This is a genomic window from Selenomonadales bacterium 4137-cl (assembly GCA_032334055.1).
GTDB lineage: Bacteria > Bacillota > Negativicutes > Sporomusales > UBA7701 > Anaeroselena > Anaeroselena agilis.
The window spans coordinates 2966965-2990481 of the sequence record JAUOZS010000001.1 but is presented as its reverse complement, the minus strand read 5'-3'; the positions used below and the strand labels follow the sequence as shown (position 1 = coordinate 2990481).

Here is a 23517-nt window from a genome sequence, read left to right as displayed (position 1 = left end):
TGATAATGGTGGCCAGAAAGTTTCCACTCGATAAGACGCGGAACATCGGCATCATGGCTCATATAGACGCCGGCAAGACTACTACAACTGAACGCATCTTATTCTATACAGGCAGAGTTCACAAGATCGGTGAAGTGCATGATGGCGCGGCTACGATGGACTGGATGGTGCAGGAGCAAGAACGCGGCATAACCATTACCTCCGCAGCTACGACGTGCCAGTGGAACGGGCATCGTATAAACATCATCGACACACCAGGACACGTGGACTTTACCGTCGAGGTGGAGCGTTCGCTGAGGGTGCTTGACGGGTCGGTTGCCGTATTCTGCGCTAAGGGCGGGGTCGAGCCCCAGTCCGAGACGGTTTGGCGGCAGGCCGATAAATACGGTGTTCCCCGTATGGCGTATGTCAACAAAATGGATATCATCGGCGCCGATTTCTTCCGGGTCGTCGATATGATGAAAAGCCGGCTCGGCGCCAACGCTGTTCCCATCCAACTGCCGATCGGATTCGAGGATACCTACAAGGGTATAATCGATCTGATTGAGATGAAGGCGATCGTCTATACCGACGATCTCGGCAAGGTTAGCGAGGCGACCGAGATTCCCGAGGAATACAAGGAGCAGGCGGAACTTTACCGCCAGAACCTGCTGGACGCCGTCGCCGAGAGCGACGACGACCTGATGATGAAGTACCTCGAAGGCGAAGAGCTGACGGTGGAGGAGATCAGGGGAGGCATCCGCAAGGCGACGATCGCCTGCAGGATGACCCCGGTGCTGTGTGGCTCGTCTTACAAGAACAAGGGCGTGCAGCCTCTTCTCGATGCTGTCGTCGAATTCATGCCGGCGCCGACCGACATCCCCGCGATCAAGGGCGTCAACCCTGACAGCGGCGAGGAAGACGAACGCCCGGCGGGCGACGATAAGCCGTTTTCGGCGCTGGCTTTCAAGATCATGGCCGACCCCTATGTCGGCAAGCTGACCTTCTTCCGCGTTTATTCCGGCAAGCTGGAGTCCGGTTCTTATGTTTTCAATTCGACCAAGGGCAAGAAGGAACGGGTCGGCCGGATTCTCCAGATGCACGCCAATCACCGCGAGGAGATCGAGATAGTTTATACCGGCGATATCGCGGCTGCGGTCGGTTTCAAGGATACGACCACCGGCGATACGCTGTGCGACGACAAGCACCCGATAATCCTCGAGTCGATGGTTTTCCCCGAACCTGTTATTTCGGTGGCGGTGGAGCCTAAGACGAAGGCCGACCAGGATAAGATGGGCGTGGCGCTCGTCCGCCTGGCGGAGGAGGATCCCACCTTCCGGATGCATACCGATCCGGAGTCGGGCCAGACGATCATCGAGGGTATGGGCGAACTGCACCTGGAGATTATCGTCGACCGCATGCTGCGCGAGTTCAAAGTGGACTGCACGGTGGGCAAGCCGCAGGTGGCTTATCGCGAGACGATCAGGAAGACCGTCAAGGCGGAGGGCAAGTTCGTCCGCCAGTCCGGCGGCCGCGGCCAGTACGGCCACTGCTGGCTGGAACTGACGCCTCAGGAGCCGGGTGTCGGCTTCGAGTTCGAGAACAAGATCGTCGGCGGCGTTATTCCCAAGGAGTACATCAACCCCATCGAGGCGGGCGTCAAAGAGGCGATGGAGAGCGGCGTTCTCGCCGGGTATCCGATGGTGGACGTGAAGGTCACGGTCTACGACGGCTCTTACCACGACGTCGACTCGTCGGAGATGGCTTTCAAGATTGCCGGTTCCATGGGCTTCAAGGCGGGTGCCGCCAAGGCCGATCCCGCTCTCCTCGAGCCTTATATGAAGGTCGAGGTTACGGTGCCGGAGGAGTACATGGGCGACGTTATCGGCGACCTCAACTCCCGCCGCGGCCGTATCGAGGGGATGGAGTCCCGCGCCGGGGCCCAGGTTATCAGGTCGTTCGTGCCGCTGGCCGAGATGTTCGGCTACGCGACCGACCTCCGTTCGCGGACCCAGGGGCGCGGCGTTTACTCGATGGAGTTCGACCATTACGAGGATGTGCCGAAGAGCATTTCCGAGGCGATTATCGCCAAGGTCAAGGGCGCGTGATATTAGGCCGGGCGGCCTGTCCGCCCGCCGGGTTGAGGCGATTCTAGACTTCGGCGGGCCAGCCGGCCCGGTAATAGCTGGTATTCGAAAAAGCATCATTTAGGAGGTTTAGTGAAATGGCAAAGAAGAAGTTTGAGAGGACCAAACCGCACGTAAACATCGGGACCATCGGTCACGTCGACCATGGCAAGACCTCGCTGACCGCGGCTATCACCCTGACGCTGTCGAAGCAGGGCGGCGCCGAATTCGTGGCGTACGACCAGATCGACAAGGCGCCGGAAGAGCGCGAGCGCGGTATCACGATCAACACCGCCCACGTTGAATACGAGACCGCCAAGCGCCACTACGCGCACGTGGACTGCCCCGGCCACGCCGACTACGTCAAGAACATGATCACCGGCGCGGCCCAGATGGACGGCGCTATCCTGGTGGTAAGCGCGGCCGATGGCCCGATGCCTCAGACCCGCGAGCACATTCTGCTCTCCCGCCAGGTCGGCGTGCCGGCGATGGTGGTGTTCCTGAACAAGGCCGACATGGTTGACGACGCCGAACTGATGGAACTGGTGGAGATGGAAGTGCGCGAGCTTCTTTCCAGCTACGAATTCCCCGGCGACGACATTCCTGTAATCTCCGGCTCGGCGACCAAGGCGCTGGAGTGCGGCTGCTCGAAACGCGAATGCCAGTGGTGCGGCAAGATCATGGAACTGATGGATGCCGTCGACGAATACATCCCGACCCCGGAACGCGCCACCGATAAGCCTTTCCTGATGCCTGTCGAGGACGTCTTCACGATCACCGGCCGCGGCACCGTGGCGACCGGCCGCGTGGAGCGCGGTCAGGTCAAGGTTGGCGACACCGTCGAGATCGTCGGTATGACCGAGAAACCGAAATCGACTGTCGTAACCGGCGTGGAAATGTTCCGCAAGCTGCTGGATTCGGCGGTTGCCGGCGACAACATCGGCGCGCTGCTGCGCGGCGTTGACCGCAAGGAAATCGAGCGCGGCCAGGTACTGGCCAAGCCGGGTTCTATCAAGCCGCACACCAAGTACAAAGCCGAGGTGTACGTGCTGTCGAAGGAAGAGGGCGGCCGCCACACCCCGTTCTTCAACGGTTACCGTCCGCAGTTCTACTTCCGGACGACGGACGTGACCGGCGTGGTGACCCTGCCGGAGGGCGTGGAAATGGTAATGCCCGGCGATAACATCCAGATGGCGATCGAGCTTATCACTCCGATCGCGATCGAGGAAGGCCTGCGGTTCGCGATCCGCGAAGGCGGCCGCACCGTCGGCGCCGGCGTCGTAACCGCGATCAGCGAGTAACATCCCGCATTCTGATTCGGGCGGGGCGGCTACCTGCCGCCCCGGCCCGGATATGGTTTTTTAAAGTATATACTCGGTTTTCCCAGGCGATGAGACGGGATGTTGCCCGCGTTGCGGGGAAACTCCCGTTGAGAAGTGTCAGTTCATGAAACTGGGCGATAAGGAGGCTACACAATGGCTAAGCAACAGAAGATCAGGATCCGCCTGAAGGCATACGACCACAAGGCGCTGGACGCCAGCGCGGCCAAAATCGTTGATACCGCGAAGCGCACCGGCGCGATGGTATCGGGTCCCATCCCGCTTCCCACCGAGAAGAATATCTTCACGATCTTGCGTTCACCCCATGTCAATAAGGATTCCCGCGAGCAGTTCGAGATGCGGACCCACAAGCGCCTTATTGATATCGTCGAGCCGACCCCGAAAACGGTTGACGCGCTGATGCGCCTCGATCTGCCGGCGGGCGTGGACATCGAGATTAAGCTGTAAGGGGGTGGCATGAATGTCTAAAGGAATTTTGGGTAAGAAACTTGGTATGACGCAGATCTTCACCGAGAAGGGCGAGGTCATTCCGGTGACGGTCGTCGAGGCCGGCTCCAGCGTCGTACTTCAGAATAAGACTGTGGAGAGCGACGGCTACAATGCCGTGCAGCTCGGGTTCGGCCTTATCAAGGATAAGAAGGCCACCAAGCCGATGAAGGGCCATTTCGCCAAGGCCGGCGTGAAGCCGGTGCGGTTCATCCGCGAGCTCAGGCTGCCGAGCGCGCCCGAGTATAAGGTAGGCGAAACGGTCGGCGTGGATGTGTTCAGCGAAGGCGAGATCATCGACGTAACCGGCACTGCCAAGGGCAAAGGCTTCGCCGGCGGCATCAAGCGCCATAATTACAAGCGCGGCCCGATGGGCCACGGTTCCAAGTCCCACCGCGAGCCGGGCACTATCGGTTCCCGGATGAGCGGCGGCGGCGGCAAGGTTTTCAAGGGCAAGAAGCTTCCCGGCCGCATGGGTGGCCAAAAGGTTACCGTGCAGGGTCTGAAGGTCGCGAAAGTCGACGCGGCCCGCAATCTAATCCTGATCAAGGGCGCCGTTCCCGGTCCGCGGGGCAGCTTCGTTGTCATCAGGGACACGGTAAAAAAGACGAAATAACCGCAACTGGTGACGCGAAAGGAGGACTTAAGTTATGCCGAAAGTAGCAGTTTATAACATGACCGGCGCCCAGACCGGCGAAATAGAGCTTAACGATGCCGTGTTCGGCGTCGAGGTGAACGAGGCTGTGATGCACCAGGCGGTGGTCATGCAGATGGCCAATCAGCGTCTGGGTACGGCCGCCACCAAGACCCGCGGCCTGGTCCGCGGCGGCGGCAGGAAGCCGTGGCGCCAGAAGGGCACCGGCCGCGCCCGTTCCGGCAGCACCCGTTCGCCGATTTGGGTCGGCGGCGGTACGGTTTTCGGTCCGCAGCCCCGCAGCTATGCGTATTCGATGCCTCGCAAGGCCCGCCGCCTGGCGATCAAGTCGGCGCTGTCGGCCAAGGTCCAGGCGGGCGAGCTGATGGTGATGGAGGACATCGCTGTCAAGGAGCCCAAGACCAAGACGGTCATAAGCATGCTCGACAGCCTTAAGGTGGGCGAGGATAAGGCGCTTATCATCATGGCGTCGGCCGACGAGAATGTCGAGAAGTCTTCGCGGAATATTCCCGGCGTGAAGAGCATCACTTCGATGGGCCTGAACGTGTACGATATCCTGTATCACGACAAGGTTCTGATTACGAAAGACGCGGTCAGCAAGATTGAGGAGGTGTTGGCGTAATGACAAATGCGCGCGACATCCTGATCCGCCCGCTTATCACCGAGAAGGCTACGGCTCTGATGCAGGACAACAAGTACACCTTTATCGTTCCGCTCAAGGCCAATAAGGTGGAGATCCGCCAAGCCGTCGAGCAGATTTTCAAGGTGAAGGTGCTCGATGTGAACACTATCCGCGTGATGGGCAAGATGAAGCGGATGGGCAAGACTCAAGGCAAACGTCCGGATTACAAGAAGGCCATCGTCAAGCTGGCTCCGGGCCAGAGCATTGAGTTCTTCGAAGGCTTATAAGGTAAGGAGGGGCACCAATGGCAGTAAAGTCCTTTAAACCCTACGCTCCGGGGCGGCGGTTCATGACGGTGGCCAGTTTCAACGAGGTAACCACCGACAGGCCTGAGAAGTCGCTTACCGAGAGACTGCATAAACACGGCGGCCGCAACCAGCAGGGCCGTCTGACCGTCCGCCATCAGGGCGGCGGGCACAAGCGCCTGTACCGGATTATCGATTTCAAGCGCAATAAGGACGGCGTGCCGGCGAAGGTGGCTACGATCGAGTATGATCCGAACCGCTCGGCCCGCATCGCGCTCCTTAACTATGCCGACGGCGAGAAGCGCTATATCCTGGCCCCCAACGGGCTGAAGGTGGGCGATTCGGTTATGAGCGGCGTGGGCGCCGACATCAAGGTCGGCAACGCTCTGGCGCTGAAGGATATCCCGGTGGGCACGCAGGTCCACAATATTGAGATGAAGATCGGCAAAGGCGGCCAGATGGTCCGCAGCGCCGGCGCATCCGCCCAGCTGATGGCCAAGGAAGGCGGCAACGCTCTGCTGCGCCTGCCGTCAGGCGAGCTCCGCAAGGTGCACGTTAACTGCAAGGCGACCATCGGTCAGGTAGGCAATCTGGAGCACGAGAATATTACTATCGGCAAGGCCGGCCGTTCGCGCTGGATGGGTGTCCGTCCCGCCAACCGCGGTGTGGCGATGAACCCGATCGACCATCCGCACGGCGGTGGCGAGGGCCGTTCGCCTGTCGGCCGCAAGCACCCGGTCACTCCGTGGGGCAAGCATGCCGTCGGCGCGAAAACCCGCGGCAAGAAGGCTTCGGATCGCCTTATTGTCAAGAGAAGGACGAAATAACCGCATAGCGAAAGGAGGCCTGTAGGGTGTCAAGATCTGTTAAAAAAGGGCCGTATGTTCACGAGAGCCTGCTGAAGAAGATAAAAGTCATGAATTCCAAGAATGAGAAGAAGGTTGTGAAGACCTGGTCTCGGGCGTCGACCATCCTGCCCAATTTCGTCGGCCATACTATCGCTGTGCACGACGGCCGCAAGCATGTGCCGGTGTATGTCACCGAGGATATGGTCGGCCATAAGCTGGGCGAGTTCGCGCCGACCCGCACTTACCGGGGTCATGGCGGCTCCGAGAAATCAACGTCGCTGAAATAGCCGACCGAGAGGGGGTTTATCATGGAAGCCAAGGCAATTGCCAAGTATATCCGCATCGCGCCGCGCAAGGTCCGCATTGTTATTGATCTTATCCGCGGCAAGAGTGTGGGCGAAGCTTTCGCCATCTTGAAGCACACGCCGAAGGTCGCGTCCGAGGTTGTCGAGAAGGTGCTCAAGTCGGCGGTGGCCAACGCTGAGCACAATTATGACATGAATACCGACAAGCTGTACGTCGCAGCCGCCTACGCCGATCAGGGCCCGACTCTGAAGCGGATCCACCCGCGCTCCCGCGGCCAGGCCTTCAAGATCCTGAAGCGGTCGAGTCATGTGACGGTTGTCGTAAAAGAGCGTTAAGCGGCGAAGGAGGGAAAGAAGTGGGTCAAAAGGTCAATCCGCACGGACTTAGGATCGGCATCATCAAGAACTGGGACGCCAGGTGGTTCGCCGATAAGGACTACGCTAAGCTGCTCCACGAGGATGTCAAGATCCGTGAGTATATCAAGAAGAAGCTTTATTCCGCCGGGATTTCCCGCGTGGAGATCGAACGGGCCGCAACCCGCGTGAAGGTTACGATCCATACCGCTAAGCCGGGGATGGTTATCGGCCGCGGCGGCGCCGGTATCGAGGAGTTGAAAAGGGGCCTTAAGCAGTTGGCCGGCAAGGTTATCGACGTTAATATCGCCGAGATCAAGCAGGCTGAGCTTGACGCTACGCTGGTGGCCGAGAATATCGCCGCCCAGCTTGAAAAGCGGATCGCTTTCCGCCGCGCTATGAAGCAGTCGGTGGGCCGCACGATGCGCATGGGCGCCAAAGGTATCAAGGTTATGGTCGGCGGCCGTTTGGGCGGCGCCGAGATCGCGCGTACCGAGAGTTACCGCGAGGGCAGCATCCCGCTGCATACTCTGCGGGCCGATATCGATTACGGCACCGCCGAGGCTCACACCACTTACGGCCGCATCGGCGTGAAGGTGTGGATTTACAAGGGCGAGGTTCTTCCGCAGGCGCCGAAGCTGGGCACTGCCGGCGAGACGAGCCATGAATCGAGACCCGAACCCCGGCGCGAGAGGCGTGCCCCCAGGAAGGACGCTGCCGTCGCCGCTGAAGGGAGCGATAAGTAATGCTTCTGCCGAAAAGAGTGAAGCACCGTAAGCAGTTCCGCGGCCGCATGACCGGCAAGGCGAATAAGGGCAACACGGTCAGCCACGGCGAGTACGGCCTGGTGGCGCTCGAGCCGGCCTGGATCACCAATCGCCAGATCGAGGCGGCCCGTATCGCCATGACCCGCTATATCAAGCGCGGCGGTCAGGTGTGGATCAAGATTTTCCCCGATAAGCCGATTACCGCCAAGCCGGCCGAGACCCGCATGGGTAGCGGCAAGGGTTCGCCCGAGTACTGGGTGGCGGTGGTAAAACCGGGCCGCGTCATGTTCGAACTGGCCGGGGTGCCGGAAGAGCTGGCCAAGGAGGCCTTGCGTCTGGCTGCCCACAAGCTTCCCATCAAGACGAAGTTTGTCAGGAGGGAAGAAGCGGGCCAAGACCATGAAGAAGTGGGTGGTGACGCGTAATGAAGGTGAAAGACGTGCGCGATATGAGCGTTACTGAGCTCGACCAGAAGCTGGTCGGCCTGAAAGATGAGCTTTTCAACCTCCGGTTTCAGCACGCGACCGGCCAGCTGGAGAATCCGATGCGGATTAAAGAGGTCAAGAAGACTATCGCCCGCATCAAGACGATTCAGCGCGAGCGCGAGCTTAAGGCCAAGCAGGCTTAAGGACGGCAGGTTGCGTAGGAAAGTGCAGTCGGAAGGAGGCTAGAGAACGTGACGGAAGAGAGAAACGAACGCAAGATCAGGATCGGCAAGGTGGTCAGCGACAAGATGCAGAAGACGGTGGTCGTGGCCGTGGAGCGTCTGGTTCGTCACCCCCTGTATAATAAACCGGTCAAGACTACGACCAAGTTCAAGGCTCACGATGAGAACAACGAGAGCAAGACGGGCGATACCGTGAAGATCATGGAGACCCGGCCGCTGTCGAAAGACAAGCGCTGGCGCGTCGTGGAGATTTTGGAGAAGGCGAAATAGGCTGGATGTTCCGCAAAGGAGGTATAACCGATGATCCAACAAGAGACTATGCTCAATGTCGCCGATAACACCGGCGCCAAACAGATCCTTTGCATCCGGGTCCTGGGCGGGTCGTATCGCCGCTACGCCAATATCGGCGACGTGATCGTGGCCGCTGTCAAGGACGCTACACCCGGTGGCGTGGTCAAGAAGGGCGAGGTTGTGAAAGCGGTGGTCGTTCGTTCGCAAAAGGGTTTGCGCCGTCCGGACGGCTCTCATATCAAGTTCGACGAGAATGCGGCTGTGATCATCAAGGACGATAAGAGCCCGCGCGGTACCCGTATCTTTGGGCCGGTGGCCCGGGAACTGCGCGAGAAGGAATTCATGAAGATCATTTCGCTGGCGCCGGAAGTAATCTAGTTGTTTTGAGGAGGTGGCCGGAAAGATGTCCGATGCTGTTAAACTGCACGTGAGAAAAGGCGATACAGTTATCATCTTGTCCGGGAAGGACAAGGGCAAGAAAGGCAAGATCATCGAGGCTCTGCCGAAAAAGGGCAAGATCATCGTTGAGGGTGTAAATAAGGTCAAGCGCCATGCCAAGCCGACCCAGAAGACGCCCCAGGGCGGCATCCAGGTCAAGGAGGCGGCGATGTCTTCGTCCAAGGCGATGCTGGTCTGCCCGGCCTGCGACAAGCCGACCCGCATTAAGAAGACGGCGCTGGCGAACGGTAAGATGGCCCGCACTTGCAAGCAGTGCGGCGAGATAATCGACAAGGATAAATAGACGCGCGGAAAGGAGGTAACTAGCTATGGCCAGATTAAAGGAGAAGTATCTGAATGAAGTGGCCCCGGCGATGATGACGAAGTTCGGCTATAAGAACGTCATGGAGATTCCCCGGGTTGAGAAGGTTATTGTGAATATGGGCGTCGGCGAGGCTGTGGCCAATCCGAAAGTCCTGGACGCCGCCGTGAACGATCTGATGACGATCGTCGGGCAGCGGCCGGTGGTGACGCGGGCGAAGAAGTCGATCGCGGCGTTTAAGATCCGGCAGGGGATGGCGATAGGGACGAAGGTTACCCTGCGCGGCGAACGGATGTATCAGTTCCTTGATAAGCTGCTTAATGTCGCCCTGCCGCGTGTGCGCGACTTCCGCGGCGTGAGCCCGAAGTCTTTCGACGGGCGCGGCAATTATACGCTCGGGATCAAGGAGCAGCTGATTTTTCCGGAGATCGATTATGATAAGGTGGATAAGGTTCGCGGCATGGATATCATCGTCGTGACTACCGCCAAGACGGACGAAGAGGCGCGTGAGCTCCTGAAACTGATGGGCATGCCGTTTAGCGCTGCATAAAAGGAGGGAAAGCTGTGGCCAAGAAGGCGCTGATTGAAAAGTGGAAGCGCGACCCGAAGTTTTCGGTGCGCAAGTATAACAGATGCAAGATCTGCGGTCGTCCTCACGGTTATCTGCGCAAGTTCGAGCTTTGCCGTATCTGCTTCCGCAAGCTCAGCTACCAGGGCGCTGTTCCCGGTGTGACGAAGGCTAGTTGGTAAGAAGCAACCGAAGGGGGGTTTTAAGGCTATGGTAATGACCGATCCGATTGCCGATATGCTGACGCGGATTCGCAATGCAAATTCGGTTTATCACGATAAAGTGGAGATTCCTGCGTCGAAGATCAAGCAGGCGATTGTGGAGATTCTCAAACTCGAGGGTTTCGTGAAAGATTACGAAATGGTCAACGATAACAAGCAGGGCATGCTGCGCGTCGCTCTGAAGTACGGGGCCAACCGCGAGAAGGTAATCACCGGCATCAAACGGATTTCCAAGCCCGGCCTGAGGGTGTACGCGAAGAGCGATCAGTTGCCGCGGGTGCTGGGCGGCCTTGGCATCGCCATCATTTCGACTTCCAAGGGCATCATGAGCGATAAGCAGGCCCGCAAGGAAGGTCTCGGCGGCGAAGTTATCGCTTACGTCTGGTAAGTTTTCGAACTAGGAGGTGCACATATGTCGAGAATTGGTAGGATGCCAATCGCCGTTCCCGCGGGCGTGACCGTCAAGGTCGACGGTAACGTGGTGTCGGTCAAGGGCCCCAAGGGCGAACTGACCCGCACTATCCCTAAGGATATGATTGTGGATATCGGCGAGGGTGTCATTAATATCAACCGGCCTTCGGAAGAGAAGGAGCACAAGTCTCTGCACGGACTGACCCGGACGCTGGTGGCCAATATGGTTACCGGGGTGACGAAGGGCTTTTCCCGGACGCTGGAGATCGCCGGGGTCGGCTACCGCGCCGCCAAGGCCGGAACGAAGCTGAATCTGACGCTGGGCTTTTCGCATCCGGTGGAGGTTAACCCGCCGGAGGGTATAACGATCGAGGTTCCCGCTCCTAATCGGATCGTGGTTTCCGGGATCGATAAAGAGGCGGTCGGCGCTCTTGCCGCGAAGATTCGCTCTTTCCGCGAGCCTGAGCCTTACAAGGGCAAAGGGATCAAGTACGAGGGCGAAGTGATTCGCCGCAAGGCTGGCAAGGCCGGCGCCAAGGGTAAGAAGTAAGCTTACGGAAAGGAGTGAAGGATCTTGCTGCGTAAAGAGCCCAAAAACCTTGCGAGGAAGAAGAGGCACCTCAGGCTGCGCAGGAAGCTTGTCGGCACCGCCGAGAAACCGCGCCTCAATGTCTTCCGCAGCTTGAATCACATATACGCTCAGATTATCGATGACGAGCAGGGCGCTACGCTGGTGGCCGCCGGTTCGATGGATAAGGAGCTCGGTCTGGAGTACGGCGGCAATATCACTGCTGCCAAGGCTGTGGGCGAGGCGATCGCGAAGAAGGCTTTGGCGAAGGGTATCAAGACGGTGGTTTTCGACCGCGGCGGCTATATTTATCACGGCCGGGTGGCGGCTTTGGCCACGGCGGCACGCGAAGCGGGCCTCGATTTTTAGGCAAAAGGAGGGACATGAATGGCCAGAATTGATCACTCGAATCTCGACCTCAAGGAAAAAGTCGTGTTTATAAACAGGGTCGCAAAGGTCGTTAAAGGCGGCCGGCGTTTCTCTTTCAGCGCGCTGGTGGTTGTCGGCGACGGCAACGGCTATGTGGGCGCGGGCCTGGGTAAGGCTGCCGAAGTGCCGGAGGCTATTCGCAAAGGGATCGAAGATGCGAAGAAGAATCTTATCAAGGTTCCTCTCGTCGGGACGACGATTACCCATGAGACGGTGGGCGTGTTCGGCGCAGGCAAGGTTCTCATGAAGCCGGCTTCGGAAGGTACGGGCGTTATCGCCGGCGGCCCTGTCCGTGCGGTGCTTGAGCTGGCTGGCGTCCGCGATATTCTCACCAAGTCCCTGGGTTCGTCCAACGCCAACAACGCGGTGCGCGCCACCCTCAAGGGTCTCGAGCAGCTTAAGCGGGCCGAGCAGGTTGCGCAGTTGCGCGGCAAAACGGTACAGGAACTTCTGGGCTAAGGAGGAAAGGCCATGGCGAAACTCAAAATTACTCTTACCCGCAGCCTGATTGGCCGCCCGGAAGATCAGCGCGCTACCGTGAAGGCGCTCGGCCTGGGCAAAACCAACAGCTCGGTTGTACAGGATGATACGCCTGCTATCCGCGGGATGGTCCGCAAGGTTGGGCATCTTGTCAGTGTTGAAGAAGTACAGGAATAGTCGAGGAGGTGTTGCCGTATGAAATTGCACGATCTAGCTCCGGCGCCCGGTTCTAAGAAGGAACGTACGCGAGTGGGCAGGGGTCTTGGTTCGGGCCTCGGCAAGACGGCCGGCAAAGGCCATAAAGGTCAGAACGCCCGTGCCGGCGGCGGCGTCCGTCCCGGTTTCGAAGGCGGTCAGATGCCGATTTATCGCCGGCTGCCCAAACGTGGTTTCTATAATAAGTTCGGCAAGGAGTATACCGAGGTTAATGTGCGGGAACTCAACCGTTTTGAGGCCGGTACGGTGGTCGATCCCGTACTGCTGGTTGAGGCGGGCGTCATCAAGAATGTCCGCGACGGTATCCGCATACTCGGCAACGGGGAACTGGAAAAGTCTCTGACGGTCAGAGCCAACGGCTTTACGAAGTCCGCGATGGAAAAAATCCAGGCCGCCGGCGGCAAAGTCGAGGTGATCTAGGTGCTTTCGGCCCTATCTAATGTGGTCAAGATTCCCGAACTGAGGCAGAAGGTTATGTTCACGCTGCTGATGTTTCTCGTCTTCCGGGCGGGTACGCATGTTCCCGTGCCGGGCGTGAACGCCGCGATGATCGAACAGCTCTTCAACCAAGGCAATTTGTTCGGGCTCCTCGATCTGTTTTCGGGCGGCGCGCTTAGCAAGTTCTCGGTGTTCGCGATGAGCATCACTCCCTATATCAACGCTTCGATTATCATGCAGCTGTTGACGGTTGTTGTGCCGAAGTTTGAACAGTGGGCGAAAGAGGGCGACGAGGGCCGGAAGAAGATTACCCAGATCACGCGTTACGGCACGGTGCTGCTGGGCTTCATCCAGGCTATCGGCATGGCTTACGGCCTGAAGGTCGCCATTGTTAACCCCAGCATCGGTTCGATCATTCTTATCGCTTTGACGCTTACCGCGGGAACGACTTTCCTGATGTGGCTCGGCGAGCAGATTACCGAGAAGGGGATCGGCAACGGCATTTCGCTGATAATCTTCGCCGGGATTGTATCCCGCCTGCCGGACGGCCTTAGTGTCATTTACCAGTATGTCAAGGCCGGCACTATCAATTATTTCAATGTGGCGCTGTTTGCCATCATCGCGCTGGCGATGGTTGTGTTCGTCATCCTGATCCAGCAGGGCCAGCGCAAGATTCCCGTACAGTATGCCAAACGGGTCGTAGGCCGCAAGATGTACGGCGGACATTCGACCCATATCCCGCTGAAGGTTAACCAGGCGGGCGTTATTCCGATCATCTTTGCGTCATCCGTGCTGATGTTCCCGATAACCATCGCCCAGTTTGTTGAGGTTGGCTGGGTGAAGACGGTGGCAGGGTGGTTCGCGTGGGGTACGATGCTGAATACGACGCTTTATGCGGTGCTCATCATCTTCTTTACGTATTTCTACACTGCGGTTACCATGAACATATCGGATATGGCAGAGAACATGAAAAAATACGGCGGCTTTATCCCCGGCCTCCGTCCGGGCAAACCGACCGCCGACTATTTAGATCGCGTCATGACAAGGATAACTCTCGCCGGTGCCATCTTCCTCGCGTTTATCGCCATTTTGCCTAATATCGTTGTTTGGGCGACAAATATCCAGGGGGTTTACTTCGGCGGCACCGCGCTCCTTATTGTCGTTGGCGTGGCGCTCGATACCATGAAGCAGATCGAGGCGGTCATCCTGATGCGCCATTATCAGGGCTTCATGAAGTAGGAGGTGCGCTAAGTGTTTATCCTGCTTATGGGTCCGCCGGGGGCCGGTAAGGGCACCCAGGCGGCGCTGTTGGTGGAGAAGTATAGTATTCCTCATATTTCCACGGGCGATATGTTCCGGGCGGCTGTGAAAGAGGGCACGCCCCTCGGTCTTGAGGCCAAACGTTATATGGACGCGGGTGGTCTGGTGCCTGACAGTGTGACGATCGGCATTGTTAAGGAACGTCTGGCGAAGCCAGACTGCCAGGCGGGGTTCATCCTCGACGGTTTTCCCCGCACGCTCGAGCAGGCGGCGGCGCTCGATAAGACGCTGACCGAGCTGGGCATCCGGCTTACCCGGGTGGTTAATATTACGGTGCCGGACGACGAGCTGGTGAGACGGATGACGGGGCGGCGCATTTGCAAGGGTTGCGGCGCTACCTATCATGTCGCGTTTAATCCGCCGGCGGCCGCTGACAAGTGCGATAAGTGCGGCGGCGAGATTTTTCAGCGGGCGGACGATAAGGAGGAGACGGTTGCTAAGCGTCTTGAGGTGTACCAGGCTCAGACGCAGCCTCTTATCGGCTACTACCGGGAGAAAGGGCTTTATACCGAGATCGATGGCCGCCAGGGCATCGACGAGGTGTTGGCAGCCATCGAGACCAGCTTGCGGGGCGCCGGGGCATGATCATTCTCAAGTCCGAGCGCGAATTGCGCTATATGCGCGACGCGGGCAGGATCGTGGCCGGAGCTCTGGCAGAGGTTAAAAAAGCCGCCCGGCCCGATGTGACGACGCAGGAACTGGATAAGGTTGCCGAAGAATATATCAAGGGCGCCGGCGCTATTCCGGCCTTCAAGGGTTACCACGGTTTCCCCGGCAATATCTGCACTTCGGTGAACGAGCAGGTGGTGCACGGCATCCCCGGACTAAGACGCCTGAAAAGTGGAGATAATGTAAGTATTGACATCGGGGCGGTAATAAATGGATATTACGGCGATGCCGCCATCACGGTTCCGGTGGGCGAGGTTGACGCCGAGGTCGCGAGGTTGATCGAGGTGACCGAGGCTTCCCTGTATAAGGGGCTCGAGCAGGCGGTGGCGGGGAATAAGCTCAGCGATATTTCCCACGCTGTCCAGGTCGAGGCTGAAGCCCACGGATACGGTGTTGTCCGCGATTATGTGGGCCATGGCATCGGGCGCAATATGCATGAGGACCCTCAAATCCCGAACTACGGCTCTCCCGGCCGCGGCCCGCGCCTCAAACCGGGTATGACGCTGGCGGTCGAGCCGATGATCAACTTGGGCACACACGAAGTAAGGACGCTGGATGACGGCTGGACGGTGGTCACGACCGACGGCAAACGGTCGGCCCATTTCGAGCATACTGTCGTCGTCACTGAGAACGGACCGGAAGTTTTGACCAAATTGTAGGGGGAAAGTTCCGTGTCGGTTGACAGGATAGCACTCGGGCAGGCGGTCCGCTCGCTGACCGGCCGCGACCGGGGACGACTGTATCTGGTGGTCGGGTTTGCGCCGCCTTATATCCTGGTGGCGGACGGCCGGGGCCGCGGGGCTGCCAAGCCGAAGAAGAAGAATGTCCGGCATGTCGGCGTGCTGAAGTTTATTGACGAAGGTGTCGCTGCAGTGATCGCCGGCGGGCGGGAAGCGACTGATCGCGAGATCCGCGCGGCTTTGAACGCGGTCGCTGACACCAGTAGTGATGCGGACGAGGAGGGAGTCTCATGTCCAAGCAAGATGTAATCGAGGTGGAAGGCACCGTTGTAGAGGCATTGCCCAACGCCATGTTCCAGGTCAAGCTGGAGAACGGGCATGTCGTGATGGCACACATATCCGGCAAGATCAGGATGAATTTCATCCGCATCTTGCCTGGGGATAGAGTCACGGTTGAACTGACGCCGTACGACCTCAAACGCGGTCGTATCACTTACCGCTTTAAGTAGTGGGGACTAGAGGAGGTTTTAGTCATGAAGGTTAGACCGTCGGTCAAGCCCATTTGTGAGAAGTGCAAGGTCATCAAGCGCAAGGGCAATGTTATGGTGATTTGCGAAAATCCGAAGCATAAGCAAAGACAAGGTTAGGAGGTGGAGAGTATATGGCGCGTATTGCCGGAGTAGACTTACCGCGTGATAAACGGATCGAAGTTGCTTTGACATACATCTATGGCCTCGGGCTGACCCTCTCGAAGGAGATTGTGGCGGCCACCGGCATCAACCCCGAAACCCGGGTGCGGGATCTTACGGAAGAAGAGATTTCCAAGCTCAGGGAGGCTATCGATAAGAATTACAAGGTCGAGGGCGACCTGCGCCGCGAGGAGCAGCTGAATATCAAGCGGCTGATTGAGATCGGCTCGTATCGCGGCAAGCGTCACCGCATGGGCCTGCCGGTCCGCGGACAGCGGACCAAGACCAACGCCCGGACCCGCAAGGGACCGAAGAAGACGGTCGGCGTAAAACGGAAGTCGAAGTAGGAGGGATAAAGATTGGTAGCGAAGAAAGTTGCCGCCAGACCTAAGCGGAAGGAACGCAAGAATATCGAGTATGGCGTGGCCCATATTCGTTCGACCTTCAATAATACCATCGTGACGATCACGGACCAGAAGGGCAACGCTATTTCCTGGGCCAGCGCCGGCGGAATGGGCTTTAAGGGCTCGCGCAAAAGCACGCCGTTCGCCGCTCAGATGGCGGCCGAGCAGGCGGCCAAGGCGGCGATGGAGCATGGGATGAAGCAGATCGAGGTTTTCGTAAAGGGTCCGGGTTCTGGTCGCGAGGCGGCGATCCGCTCGCTGCAGGCCGCCGGGCTTGAGGTCAACCTGATCAAGGATGTCACGCCCATCCCCCACAACGGCTGCCGTCCGCCCAAACGCAGAAGAGTTTAAGATTTCGGGAGGTGTTAGACAAGAATGGCAAGATATATTGAGGCTGTTTGCAGACAGTGCCGCCGGGAGGGTGCGAAGCTGTACCTGAAGGGCGACAGATGCTATAGCGACAAGTGCGCGTTCAGCCGCCGCGGCTACGCGCCCGGCCAGCACGGCCAGGGACAGGCCCGCAAAAAGGTTTCCGAGTACGGCATCCAGCTGCGCGAGAAGCAGAAGACCCGCCGTATTTACGGCTTGCTTGAGCGGCAGTTCCGCAATTATTTTGAGAAAGCCGAGCGCCAGAAAGGCATTACCGGCGAGAACCTCCTGGTTCTGCTGGAAAGGCGCCTGGACAATGTGGTGTTCCGTCTCGGGTTCGCTTCGAGTCGCACCCAGGCCAGGCAGTTGGTTCGTCATGGCCATTTCATCGTGAATGGCCGTCGTGTGGATATCCCCTCTTTCCATGTTAAGGCGGGCGATGTGATTGCCGTGGCCGAGGGCAGCAAGGATGCGCCGGTTATAAAGGAGATGGCCGAAGGTCTGGCCACTAAGACGGTGCCTGCTTGGCTGGAGCTCAATGCCGCCGGCCTCAGCGGCAAGGTTCAGCGGTTCCCGACCCGGGAGGAGATTGATGTTCCCGTTCAGGAACACTTCATTGTTGAATTGTACTCCCGTTAATCCGCCCTCAACAATGGAAACGGCGTAACTGTTCAGTTTGCGCGAAGAGGAGGGTATTTCCGGATGATGGAAATCGAAAAACCGAAGATCGAGATAGTGGAGATTAGCGAGGACAACCGTTACGGCAAGTTCGTCTGCGAACCGCTGGAGAGGGGCTACGGCATTACTCTCGGCAACAGCCTGCGGCGCATCCTGCTGTCGTCGCTGCCCGGCGCGGCCGTGACGTCGGTGAAGATCGACGGCGTCCTCCACGAGTTTTCCACGGTTCCCGGTGTTCGGGAAGACGTTACCGACATAATCCTTAACCTCAAGGAGCTCTTTATCAAGCTGCACGGCGACGAGACCAAGGTCGTGCGCATCGAGAAAGAGGGCGAGGGCGAGGTCAAGGCCGCCGATATCATCACCGACCCCGATGTGGAGATTTTAAATCCCGATCTTCATATCGCCACTTTGTCGGTGGGCAGTTCGCTCCGTATGGAGATAACGGTCGAGCGGGGGCGCGGCTATGTGCCGGCCGATAAGAACAAGAAGCCTGACCATGTTATCGGTGTTATCCCGGTGGATTCGATCTTTTCCCCGATCCTGCGGGTTAATTATAATGTCACCGATACCCGTGTCGGCAATGTCACCGATTATGATAAACTGACGCTCGAGATCTGGACCGACGGCAGCATTCGCCCCGAGGAAGCGGTGAGCAAGTCGGCCGGGATCATGGTGGCCCACCTGAAGCTGTTCCAGAACATCGCCGGGGTGGCCGCCGAGGACGAGGGCGAAGGCGGTCCGTTCACCGAGTCGGCCGAGGATGCCGGCGCCAAGACGATGGAGATGACCATCGAGGATCTGGAGCTGTCCGTCCGGTCTTACAACTGCCTGAAACGGGCCGGGATCAACACGGTGGCCGAATTGGTGCAAAAGACCGAAGAAGATATGATGAAAGTACGCAATCTCGGCCGCAAGTCTTTGGACGAGGTTAAGAAGAAGCTGGGCGAACTCGGGTTGTCGCTGGCTGAAAGCGAAGATTAAAGGAGGGAGGGTGAATCATGTTTTACCGCAAACTTGGACGCGATTCCAGCGCGCGCAAGGCGCTGTTCCGCAGCATTTTGACTTCCTTCTTTGCCCACGGACGCATTGAGACGACCGAAATGAAAGCTAAGGAAGCAAGCAAGCTGGCCGCGAAGATGATCACGCTGGCCAAACGGGGCGATCTGCACGCCCGCCGTCAGGCGCTGTCGTTCCTGATGGACGAAGATGTGGTGAAGAAGCTGTTCGATGAGATTGGTCCGAAGTACAAGGACCGTCAGGGCGGCTATACCCGTATTCTTAAGCTGGGGCCGCGCCGCGGCGACGCCGCGCCGATGTCCATTCTCGAACTGGTTTAGGGTGAAGACCCGGGTGACAATGGGGGATACTCTAGGGTCGCCTGGTTTTCGTTTATAAGTTTCAGCGGGTTACACACGGGGCGGCCACTGGCCGCCCTTATCTGCCTGTCCGAGGCAGGTCCGTCCTTTTGCTCCATTATAATGCCGATTCTGCTTTAATAGCTCCGGCCATGTATTGGAACGAGCAAGCGCCCGTAGAAGACGCCGCAGAGGGGCTTTTCAAGCAGAGTTACCGTGTAAGGAGATTGACCTGGATGATAAAGACGATAAATCTGCGCCATTCTTACCCCGGCCCCGGCGGGACCGAGGTGGTGGCGCTTGAGGATATCAGCCTGTCCGTCGGGGCGGGCGAGTTCGTGGCGATCATCGGCGCCAACGGCTCGGGGAAGTCAACGCTGGCCAAGCATTTCAACGCTCTGCTCACGCCCACCGGCGGCGAGTGCCTGGTGGAAGGGCTGAGCACGGCAGCGCCGGAGAATGTGTGGCCGATCCGCCAGAAGGTCGGGATGGTATTCCAGAATCCCGACAATCAGATCGTGGCGGCGGTGGTGGAGGAGGATGTCGCTTTCGGGCCCGAGAACCTGGGGGTGGCGCCGCCCGAGATCGCTGCCAGGGTGACCGAGGCGCTGGCGTTGGTTGGGATGGAGGGTTATCGCCATCACGGACCGCATCTCTTGTCCGGCGGGCAGAAGCAGCGGGTGGCGATCGCCGGCGTGCTGGCGATGCGGCCAAGGTGTCTGGTGCTCGACGAGCCGACGGCGATGCTCGATCCGCAGGGCCGCGACGAGGTGTTGGCGACGGTCGTCCGCCTCAACAGGACGGAAGGGATTGCGGTCGTATATATAACGCATTTCATGGAGGAGGCGGTGGCCGCCGATCGGGTCGTGGTCATCGACGCCGGCAAGGTGGCGATGACCGGGCGGCCGGCGGAGGTTTTCAGCCGGGTGGCGGAACTTAAGGCGCTGGGCCTGGATGCGCCGCTGGCGGCGGATGTGGCCGCGCGCCTCAGGGCGGCGGGGATTGCCGTGCCCGAGGCAATAATCACCGACGAGGAACTGGCGGTGGCGCTATGTCGATAGAGCTCAGGGATGTGAGCTATGTTTATATGCCGGGCACGCCGTATGAGCGGACCGCGCTGAAGAATGTCAGCCTGACCGTGGAACAGGGCGAGTTTATCGGCGTCATCGGTCATACCGGCTCGGGCAAGTCGACGCTGGTGCAGAATATGAACGGGCTGCTGAAGCCTAGCCGCGGCACTGTCGCGGTGGACGGCGCGGACCTCGCCGCCAAGGGGGAAGCGGCCAGGCTGGCCCGCCGCAAGGTGGGAATGGTGTTCCAATATCCCGAGCACCAGTTGTTTGAGGAGACGGTGTTCGATGACGTGGCCTTCGGACCGCGCAATCTCGGTCTCGCCGCCGACGAGATGGAAGAGCGGGTGCGGCTGGCGCTCGATTTCGTCGGCCTGGATTTTGCCGCGTTCGCCAAACGGTCGCCGTTCCGCCTGAGCGGCGGACAGATGCGCCGGGTGGCGATCGCCGGCGTGGTGGCCCTCCAGCCATCTTATCTGATCCTGGACGAGCCTTCCGCCGGCCTCGATCCCCGCGGCCGCGACGAGATATTCTCCGAGGTGGTGAGGCTCCACGAGACGACAGGCGTGACGGTGGTGCTCATTTCTCACAACATGGAAGAAGTGGCCCGGCTGGTGAAGCGGCTGGTGGTGATGCATGACGGGGCGGTGAGCCTTGACGGTCCGCCGCGGGAAATTTTCCGCCACGCCGCTGAGCTGAAGGCGGCCGGGGTGGCGGTGCCGGGGGTAACGGCGCTGATGGCGAGGCTGGCCGGGCGGGGGCTCGATGTAGATGCGGCCGCGCTGACCGTCGAGGAAGCCGCGGCGTCGATTGCGGCCGCGGTGAGGAGGCGGGGGGCATGCTGACCGATATCACTCTTGGCCAATATTTCCCCGGCTCGTCCTTTCTGCACCGTCTCGATCCGCGCACCAAGCTGGTGGGGACCGTACTGTTCGTCGCCGGCATATTTCTTGCCGAGAGCTACGCCTCGTACGGGCTGGTGACTGCGTTCGCCTTGCTGACCGTATTCGTGTCGGGGGTGCCCGTCCGCCTTGTGCTGCGGTCCATCCGGCCGCTGTGGATCATAATTCTCATCACGCTCCTCATTCATATTTTTTCCACTCCCGGCAAGGTAATCTACACCCTGGGGCCGCTGACGGCGACCCTGGAAGGCGTGCGGCAGGGGGCCCTGATGGCCGCCCGCCTGATTTTCCTCATCGTCATGTCGTCGCTGTTGACCTTCACCACGTCGCCGATCGTGCTTACCGACGGCATCGAGCGGCTGCTCAATCCTTTCCGGCGCTTCGGGCTGCCGGCTCACGAGCTGGCGATGATGATGACGATCGCCCTGCGCTTTATCCCTACGCTGCTGGAGGAAACCGACCGCATCATGAAGGCCCAGATGGCCCGCGGCGCCGATTTCACCCGCGGCAACATCGTGAAGCGGGCCAAGAACATGGTGCCGCTTTTGGTGCCGCTGTTCATCAGCGCGTTTCGCCGCGCCGACGAGCTGGCGGTGGCGATGGAGGCCCGCTGCTACCGGGGCGGCGAAAACCGCACCCGTATGAAGGAACTGCGACTTGCGGCGCGGGACGGAGTGGCGTTCGCCGTCGTGCTCGCCCTGCTTGCGTTGCTGGGGGTGCTGCGATGGAACGTACCCTTAAGCTGACGGTAGCTTACGACGGCACGGAGTTCCACGGCTTTCAGCGTCAGGCGAACGCTTTGACAATCCAGCAGGTGCTGGAGGAGCGACTGGCGAAGATTTTCGGGCACCCTGTGAAGGTGGCGGGCGCCGGGCGCACCGACGCGGGCGTTCACGCCTACGGTCAGGTGGTGAGCCTCAGGACGACCGGCTCCATCCCGACCGACCGGATAGCACTGGCGGCGCGGAGTGTGCTGCCAGACGCTATCGTGGTTACGGCGGCGGAGGAGGTGGACGCTGCTTTCCATGCCCGCTTTTCGGCCAAGAGCAAGATTTATTACTATCGCCTGGATACGGGTCCTGTACCCGATCCCTTTCTGCGCAATTACGCCTGGCATCTGGCCGACGAACCTGATGCAGCCGCGATGCACGCTGCCGCGCAGCGGGCGGTGGGCGAGCACGACTTCTCGGCTTTCCGGGCGGCCGGCGGCGCGCCTGTAAACCCGGTGCGCACTATCCTGGCCGCTTCCTGCCGCCGGGACGGGCCGCTGGCCGAGTTCTCTTTCTGGGGGACGGGTTTTTTGTACCATATGGTGCGCAACCTTGTGGGGACGTTGGTCGACGTCGGCCTAGGCCGGATAAATGAAGAGGATTTCGCGGCGATATTGGCGTCGCGGGATAGGAACAAAGCCGGTATAACTGCCCCGCCGCAAGGGTTATACTTAAAGCAGGTGCTGTATTAAGAGGGTGCGAGCGGGACGCCGCAGATGGACTTTTTATCCGCTCGCCCTAAAAAAATGCCGAATGCCAAGGATAAAGCCTTGACATTGACAACCCTTTCTAATACAATATTTTCGTGGCCTTATCTGCTGTGATTTCCTGCCCCGGAAAATCGTGGCTGAAGAAGGAAACGGATGTTGTTTTATTGCTGCTTGAAGGAGGGAAAGTATGAAGTCATTTATGGCTAGCCCTGCCACTATAGAACGCAAGTGGTATGTCATAGACGCTGAAGGCAAGACGCTCGGCCGTCTGGCTGCTGAAGTCGCCAAGATGCTGCGCGGCAAACACAAGCCGACCTATACCCCCCATATGGATACCGGCGACCATATCATCGTCGTCAACGCCGCGAAGATTCACCTCACCGGCAACAAGCTGGTGCAGAAAACTTATTTCCGCCACTCCGGCTATCCGGGCGGCACGACTTTCACCACCGCCGGCAAGATGCTGGCCGAGCGGCCGGAGAGGGTTATCGAGCTGGCTGTCAAAGGGATGCTGCCGAAAAACCGGCTGGGCCGTCAGATGTACCGCAAGCTCAAGGTATACCGCGGGCCGAGCCACCCGCATGAGGCGCAGAAGCCCGAAGCCCTCGAACTCAACTTGAGATAGTCGCCGGAAGGAGGAAGATTGGAATGGCAATTGTCAACTATTACGGCACCGGCCGCAGGAAGACATCGGTAGCCAGGGTCCGCCTCGTGGCGGGCGAAGGCAACATCGTCGTCAACGGCCGTCCGCTGGATCAATATTTCGGTCTTAAGACCCTCGAATTGATCGTTAAACAGCCGCTTAGCGTTACCGACGCCATCGGCAAGTACGACGTCATCGCCAAAGTCGAGGGCGGCGGCCCCACCGGCCAGGCCGGCGCTGTCCGTCACGGAATCGCCCGCGCCCTGCTTCGGGTCGACGGCGAATATCGCCCCGTCCTGAAGAAAGCCGGCCTCCTCACCCGCGACCCGCGCGAGAAGGAACGCCGTAAGTACGGCCTCAAAAAGGCCCGCAAAGCTTCCCAGTTCTCCAAACGTTAACAGCGCAAGCGCCCGGATATG

At 59.2% G+C, this 23517-nt stretch carries 40 protein-coding genes; all 40 read left to right on the top strand.

From position 1 onward, the window contains the following. Positions 1 to 8: 8 nt before the first annotated feature. The gene (gene fusA / locus Q4T40_15680) at positions 9 to 2087 is read left to right on the top strand and encodes an elongation factor G (GenBank protein MDT8902690.1); all 2079 of its coding nucleotides are present in this window, start codon (positions 9 to 11) and stop codon (positions 2085 to 2087) included. A gap of 116 nt (positions 2088 to 2203) precedes the next feature. Then, positions 2204 to 3406, top strand: a complete 1203-nt coding sequence (tuf, locus tag Q4T40_15675) for an elongation factor Tu (protein MDT8902689.1) — start codon at positions 2204 to 2206, stop codon at positions 3404 to 3406. Between the two features lie 174 nt (positions 3407 to 3580). Next, the gene (gene rpsJ, locus Q4T40_15670) at positions 3581 to 3892 is read left to right on the top strand and encodes a 30S ribosomal protein S10 (protein MDT8902688.1); all 312 of its coding nucleotides are present in this window, start codon (positions 3581 to 3583) and stop codon (positions 3890 to 3892) included. Positions 3893 to 3905: 13 nt separating this feature from the next. Next, complete coding sequence (gene rplC, locus Q4T40_15665; GenBank protein MDT8902687.1) at positions 3906 to 4547, top strand: 50S ribosomal protein L3; 642 nt, start codon at positions 3906 to 3908, stop codon at positions 4545 to 4547. A gap of 34 nt (positions 4548 to 4581) precedes the next feature. Beyond that, entirely contained in the window at positions 4582 to 5208 is a 627-nt protein-coding gene (gene rplD, locus Q4T40_15660; GenBank protein MDT8902686.1) for a 50S ribosomal protein L4, read from the top strand. Then, positions 5208 to 5495 carry a 50S ribosomal protein L23 gene (gene rplW, locus Q4T40_15655; GenBank protein ID MDT8902685.1) on the top strand — a complete coding sequence of 96 codons (288 nt, stop codon included), beginning with the start codon at positions 5208 to 5210 and terminating at the stop codon, positions 5493 to 5495. Before rplD ends, rplW begins: the two co-directional genes overlap by 1 nt. Before the next feature lie 17 nt (positions 5496 to 5512). Beyond that, positions 5513 to 6340, top strand: coding sequence for a 50S ribosomal protein L2 (rplB, locus tag Q4T40_15650; GenBank protein MDT8902684.1), 828 nt, complete (start codon positions 5513 to 5515; stop codon positions 6338 to 6340). A gap of 26 nt (positions 6341 to 6366) precedes the next feature. Beyond that, entirely contained in the window at positions 6367 to 6648 is a 282-nt protein-coding gene (gene rpsS, locus Q4T40_15645; GenBank protein MDT8902683.1) for a 30S ribosomal protein S19, read from the top strand. Between the two features lie 21 nt (positions 6649 to 6669). Continuing rightward, positions 6670 to 7002 (top strand): 50S ribosomal protein L22, encoded by a 333-nt coding sequence (gene rplV / locus Q4T40_15640; protein MDT8902682.1) that lies wholly within the window; start codon positions 6670 to 6672, stop codon positions 7000 to 7002. A gap of 20 nt (positions 7003 to 7022) precedes the next feature. Then, complete coding sequence (gene rpsC / locus Q4T40_15635; protein ID MDT8902681.1) at positions 7023 to 7766, top strand: 30S ribosomal protein S3; 744 nt, start codon at positions 7023 to 7025, stop codon at positions 7764 to 7766. Beyond that, positions 7766 to 8212, top strand: a complete 447-nt coding sequence (gene rplP / locus Q4T40_15630) for a 50S ribosomal protein L16 (GenBank protein ID MDT8902680.1) — start codon at positions 7766 to 7768, stop codon at positions 8210 to 8212. The genes rpsC and rplP overlap by 1 nt, the downstream gene beginning before the upstream one ends. Further along, the gene (rpmC, locus tag Q4T40_15625; GenBank protein ID MDT8902679.1) at positions 8212 to 8415 is read left to right on the top strand and encodes a 50S ribosomal protein L29; all 204 of its coding nucleotides are present in this window, start codon (positions 8212 to 8214) and stop codon (positions 8413 to 8415) included. The genes rplP and rpmC overlap by 1 nt, the downstream gene beginning before the upstream one ends. Before the next feature lie 48 nt (positions 8416 to 8463). Then, on the top strand, positions 8464 to 8724 hold the full coding sequence (gene rpsQ / locus Q4T40_15620) for a 30S ribosomal protein S17 (protein MDT8902678.1): 261 nt from the start codon (positions 8464 to 8466) through the stop codon (positions 8722 to 8724). Between the two features lie 30 nt (positions 8725 to 8754). Then, the gene (rplN, locus tag Q4T40_15615; protein ID MDT8902677.1) at positions 8755 to 9123 is read left to right on the top strand and encodes a 50S ribosomal protein L14; all 369 of its coding nucleotides are present in this window, start codon (positions 8755 to 8757) and stop codon (positions 9121 to 9123) included. A gap of 25 nt (positions 9124 to 9148) precedes the next feature. Continuing rightward, positions 9149 to 9487 (top strand): 50S ribosomal protein L24, encoded by a 339-nt coding sequence (gene rplX / locus Q4T40_15610; GenBank protein ID MDT8902676.1) that lies wholly within the window; start codon positions 9149 to 9151, stop codon positions 9485 to 9487. Between the two features lie 25 nt (positions 9488 to 9512). Further along, positions 9513 to 10055 (top strand): 50S ribosomal protein L5, encoded by a 543-nt coding sequence (rplE, locus tag Q4T40_15605; GenBank protein MDT8902675.1) that lies wholly within the window; start codon positions 9513 to 9515, stop codon positions 10053 to 10055. Positions 10056 to 10069: 14 nt separating this feature from the next. Further along, on the top strand, positions 10070 to 10255 hold the full coding sequence (locus Q4T40_15600; GenBank protein MDT8902674.1) for a type Z 30S ribosomal protein S14: 186 nt from the start codon (positions 10070 to 10072) through the stop codon (positions 10253 to 10255). 28 nt (positions 10256 to 10283) lie between these two features. Beyond that, entirely contained in the window at positions 10284 to 10682 is a 399-nt protein-coding gene (gene rpsH, locus Q4T40_15595) for a 30S ribosomal protein S8 (GenBank protein ID MDT8902673.1), read from the top strand. Positions 10683 to 10706: 24 nt separating this feature from the next. Then, positions 10707 to 11255 carry a 50S ribosomal protein L6 gene (gene rplF, locus Q4T40_15590; protein MDT8902672.1) on the top strand — a complete coding sequence of 183 codons (549 nt, stop codon included), beginning with the start codon at positions 10707 to 10709 and terminating at the stop codon, positions 11253 to 11255. Positions 11256 to 11279: 24 nt separating this feature from the next. After that, on the top strand, positions 11280 to 11642 hold the full coding sequence (gene rplR / locus Q4T40_15585) for a 50S ribosomal protein L18 (protein ID MDT8902671.1): 363 nt from the start codon (positions 11280 to 11282) through the stop codon (positions 11640 to 11642). An 18-nt stretch (positions 11643 to 11660) separates the two neighbouring features. Continuing rightward, positions 11661 to 12161: a 30S ribosomal protein S5 gene (gene rpsE / locus Q4T40_15580; GenBank protein ID MDT8902670.1), complete on the top strand. Its 501-nt coding sequence runs from the start codon at positions 11661 to 11663 to the stop codon at positions 12159 to 12161. Between the two features lie 12 nt (positions 12162 to 12173). Beyond that, on the top strand, positions 12174 to 12359 hold the full coding sequence (gene rpmD, locus Q4T40_15575; GenBank protein ID MDT8902669.1) for a 50S ribosomal protein L30: 186 nt from the start codon (positions 12174 to 12176) through the stop codon (positions 12357 to 12359). A gap of 18 nt (positions 12360 to 12377) precedes the next feature. Beyond that, complete coding sequence (rplO, locus tag Q4T40_15570) at positions 12378 to 12818, top strand: 50S ribosomal protein L15 (GenBank protein MDT8902668.1); 441 nt, start codon at positions 12378 to 12380, stop codon at positions 12816 to 12818. Further along, complete coding sequence (gene secY / locus Q4T40_15565) at positions 12819 to 14075, top strand: preprotein translocase subunit SecY (protein ID MDT8902667.1); 1257 nt, start codon at positions 12819 to 12821, stop codon at positions 14073 to 14075. A gap of 12 nt (positions 14076 to 14087) precedes the next feature. Then, entirely contained in the window at positions 14088 to 14741 is a 654-nt protein-coding gene (locus Q4T40_15560; protein MDT8902666.1) for an adenylate kinase, read from the top strand. Continuing rightward, positions 14738 to 15484, top strand: a complete 747-nt coding sequence (gene map / locus Q4T40_15555) for a type I methionyl aminopeptidase (protein ID MDT8902665.1) — start codon at positions 14738 to 14740, stop codon at positions 15482 to 15484. The genes Q4T40_15560 and map overlap by 4 nt, the downstream gene beginning before the upstream one ends. A gap of 12 nt (positions 15485 to 15496) precedes the next feature. Further along, entirely contained in the window at positions 15497 to 15814 is a 318-nt protein-coding gene (locus tag Q4T40_15550) for a KOW domain-containing RNA-binding protein (GenBank protein MDT8902664.1), read from the top strand. Then, a complete protein-coding gene (gene infA / locus Q4T40_15545) occupies positions 15796 to 16014 on the top strand; it encodes a translation initiation factor IF-1 (protein MDT8902663.1) in 219 nt (72 codons plus the stop codon). The genes Q4T40_15550 and infA overlap by 19 nt, the downstream gene beginning before the upstream one ends. Before the next feature lie 24 nt (positions 16015 to 16038). Further along, complete coding sequence (gene rpmJ / locus Q4T40_15540) at positions 16039 to 16152, top strand: 50S ribosomal protein L36 (protein ID MDT8902662.1); 114 nt, start codon at positions 16039 to 16041, stop codon at positions 16150 to 16152. Between the two features lie 14 nt (positions 16153 to 16166). Then, entirely contained in the window at positions 16167 to 16541 is a 375-nt protein-coding gene (rpsM, locus tag Q4T40_15535) for a 30S ribosomal protein S13 (GenBank protein MDT8902661.1), read from the top strand. A gap of 12 nt (positions 16542 to 16553) precedes the next feature. Then, on the top strand, positions 16554 to 16949 hold the full coding sequence (gene rpsK / locus Q4T40_15530; GenBank protein ID MDT8902660.1) for a 30S ribosomal protein S11: 396 nt from the start codon (positions 16554 to 16556) through the stop codon (positions 16947 to 16949). 24 nt (positions 16950 to 16973) lie between these two features. Continuing rightward, positions 16974 to 17606 (top strand): 30S ribosomal protein S4, encoded by a 633-nt coding sequence (rpsD, locus tag Q4T40_15525; protein ID MDT8902659.1) that lies wholly within the window; start codon positions 16974 to 16976, stop codon positions 17604 to 17606. Between the two features lie 63 nt (positions 17607 to 17669). Continuing rightward, on the top strand, positions 17670 to 18629 hold the full coding sequence (locus Q4T40_15520; protein ID MDT8902658.1) for a DNA-directed RNA polymerase subunit alpha: 960 nt from the start codon (positions 17670 to 17672) through the stop codon (positions 18627 to 18629). A 17-nt stretch (positions 18630 to 18646) separates the two neighbouring features. Next, positions 18647 to 18985 (top strand): 50S ribosomal protein L17, encoded by a 339-nt coding sequence (gene rplQ, locus Q4T40_15515; protein MDT8902657.1) that lies wholly within the window; start codon positions 18647 to 18649, stop codon positions 18983 to 18985. Between the two features lie 254 nt (positions 18986 to 19239). Next, the gene (locus tag Q4T40_15510) at positions 19240 to 20064 is read left to right on the top strand and encodes an energy-coupling factor transporter ATPase (protein ID MDT8902656.1); all 825 of its coding nucleotides are present in this window, start codon (positions 19240 to 19242) and stop codon (positions 20062 to 20064) included. Then, positions 20055 to 20918 carry an energy-coupling factor transporter ATPase gene (locus tag Q4T40_15505; protein MDT8902655.1) on the top strand — a complete coding sequence of 288 codons (864 nt, stop codon included), beginning with the start codon at positions 20055 to 20057 and terminating at the stop codon, positions 20916 to 20918. The genes Q4T40_15510 and Q4T40_15505 overlap by 10 nt, the downstream gene beginning before the upstream one ends. Then, positions 20912 to 21721 (top strand): energy-coupling factor transporter transmembrane component T, encoded by an 810-nt coding sequence (locus tag Q4T40_15500; GenBank protein ID MDT8902654.1) that lies wholly within the window; start codon positions 20912 to 20914, stop codon positions 21719 to 21721. Before Q4T40_15505 ends, Q4T40_15500 begins: the two co-directional genes overlap by 7 nt. Continuing rightward, positions 21700 to 22437, top strand: a complete 738-nt coding sequence (truA, locus tag Q4T40_15495; protein MDT8902653.1) for a tRNA pseudouridine(38-40) synthase TruA — start codon at positions 21700 to 21702, stop codon at positions 22435 to 22437. The genes Q4T40_15500 and truA overlap by 22 nt, the downstream gene beginning before the upstream one ends. A 205-nt stretch (positions 22438 to 22642) precedes the next feature. Further along, positions 22643 to 23080: a 50S ribosomal protein L13 gene (gene rplM, locus Q4T40_15490; protein MDT8902652.1), complete on the top strand. Its 438-nt coding sequence runs from the start codon at positions 22643 to 22645 to the stop codon at positions 23078 to 23080. A 23-nt stretch (positions 23081 to 23103) separates the two neighbouring features. Next, positions 23104 to 23496 (top strand): 30S ribosomal protein S9, encoded by a 393-nt coding sequence (rpsI, locus tag Q4T40_15485; protein MDT8902651.1) that lies wholly within the window; start codon positions 23104 to 23106, stop codon positions 23494 to 23496. Positions 23497 to 23517: the final 21 nt, after the last annotated feature.

Excerpts from the sequence above, each read along its gene's own strand:
- tuf (MDT8902689.1), top strand. The coding sequence starts at position 2,204 with ATGGCAAAGAAGAAGTTTGAGAGGACCAAACCGCACGTAAACATCGGG.
- rpsJ (MDT8902688.1), top strand. The coding sequence starts at position 3,581 with ATGGCTAAGCAACAGAAGATCAGGATCCGCCTGAAGGCATACGACCAC.
- rplC (MDT8902687.1), top strand. The coding sequence starts at position 3,906 with ATGTCTAAAGGAATTTTGGGTAAGAAACTTGGTATGACGCAGATCTTC.
- rplD (MDT8902686.1), top strand. The coding sequence starts at position 4,582 with ATGCCGAAAGTAGCAGTTTATAACATGACCGGCGCCCAGACCGGCGAA.
- rplW (MDT8902685.1), top strand. The coding sequence starts at position 5,208 with ATGACAAATGCGCGCGACATCCTGATCCGCCCGCTTATCACCGAGAAG.
- rplB (MDT8902684.1), top strand. The coding sequence starts at position 5,513 with ATGGCAGTAAAGTCCTTTAAACCCTACGCTCCGGGGCGGCGGTTCATG.
- rplV (MDT8902682.1), top strand. The coding sequence starts at position 6,670 with ATGGAAGCCAAGGCAATTGCCAAGTATATCCGCATCGCGCCGCGCAAG.
- rplP (MDT8902680.1), top strand. The coding sequence starts at position 7,766 with ATGCTTCTGCCGAAAAGAGTGAAGCACCGTAAGCAGTTCCGCGGCCGC.
- rpmC (MDT8902679.1), top strand. The coding sequence starts at position 8,212 with ATGAAGGTGAAAGACGTGCGCGATATGAGCGTTACTGAGCTCGACCAG.
- rplN (MDT8902677.1), top strand. The coding sequence starts at position 8,755 with ATGATCCAACAAGAGACTATGCTCAATGTCGCCGATAACACCGGCGCC.
- rplX (MDT8902676.1), top strand. The coding sequence starts at position 9,149 with ATGTCCGATGCTGTTAAACTGCACGTGAGAAAAGGCGATACAGTTATC.
- rplE (MDT8902675.1), top strand. The coding sequence starts at position 9,513 with ATGGCCAGATTAAAGGAGAAGTATCTGAATGAAGTGGCCCCGGCGATG.
- rpsH (MDT8902673.1), top strand. The coding sequence starts at position 10,284 with ATGGTAATGACCGATCCGATTGCCGATATGCTGACGCGGATTCGCAAT.
- rplF (MDT8902672.1), top strand. The coding sequence starts at position 10,707 with ATGTCGAGAATTGGTAGGATGCCAATCGCCGTTCCCGCGGGCGTGACC.
- rpsE (MDT8902670.1), top strand. The coding sequence starts at position 11,661 with ATGGCCAGAATTGATCACTCGAATCTCGACCTCAAGGAAAAAGTCGTG.
- rpmD (MDT8902669.1), top strand. The coding sequence starts at position 12,174 with ATGGCGAAACTCAAAATTACTCTTACCCGCAGCCTGATTGGCCGCCCG.
- rplO (MDT8902668.1), top strand. The coding sequence starts at position 12,378 with ATGAAATTGCACGATCTAGCTCCGGCGCCCGGTTCTAAGAAGGAACGT.
- map (MDT8902665.1), top strand. The coding sequence starts at position 14,738 with ATGATCATTCTCAAGTCCGAGCGCGAATTGCGCTATATGCGCGACGCG.
- infA (MDT8902663.1), top strand. The coding sequence starts at position 15,796 with ATGTCCAAGCAAGATGTAATCGAGGTGGAAGGCACCGTTGTAGAGGCA.
- rpmJ (MDT8902662.1), top strand. The coding sequence starts at position 16,039 with ATGAAGGTTAGACCGTCGGTCAAGCCCATTTGTGAGAAGTGCAAGGTC.
- rpsM (MDT8902661.1), top strand. The coding sequence starts at position 16,167 with ATGGCGCGTATTGCCGGAGTAGACTTACCGCGTGATAAACGGATCGAA.
- rpsD (MDT8902659.1), top strand. The coding sequence starts at position 16,974 with ATGGCAAGATATATTGAGGCTGTTTGCAGACAGTGCCGCCGGGAGGGT.
- Q4T40_15520 (MDT8902658.1), top strand. The coding sequence starts at position 17,670 with ATGATGGAAATCGAAAAACCGAAGATCGAGATAGTGGAGATTAGCGAG.
- rplQ (MDT8902657.1), top strand. The coding sequence starts at position 18,647 with ATGTTTTACCGCAAACTTGGACGCGATTCCAGCGCGCGCAAGGCGCTG.
- Q4T40_15510 (MDT8902656.1), top strand. The coding sequence starts at position 19,240 with ATGATAAAGACGATAAATCTGCGCCATTCTTACCCCGGCCCCGGCGGG.
- Q4T40_15505 (MDT8902655.1), top strand. The coding sequence starts at position 20,055 with ATGTCGATAGAGCTCAGGGATGTGAGCTATGTTTATATGCCGGGCACG.
- Q4T40_15500 (MDT8902654.1), top strand. The coding sequence starts at position 20,912 with ATGCTGACCGATATCACTCTTGGCCAATATTTCCCCGGCTCGTCCTTT.
- truA (MDT8902653.1), top strand. The coding sequence starts at position 21,700 with ATGGAACGTACCCTTAAGCTGACGGTAGCTTACGACGGCACGGAGTTC.
- rplM (MDT8902652.1), top strand. The coding sequence starts at position 22,643 with ATGAAGTCATTTATGGCTAGCCCTGCCACTATAGAACGCAAGTGGTAT.
- rpsI (MDT8902651.1), top strand. The coding sequence starts at position 23,104 with ATGGCAATTGTCAACTATTACGGCACCGGCCGCAGGAAGACATCGGTA.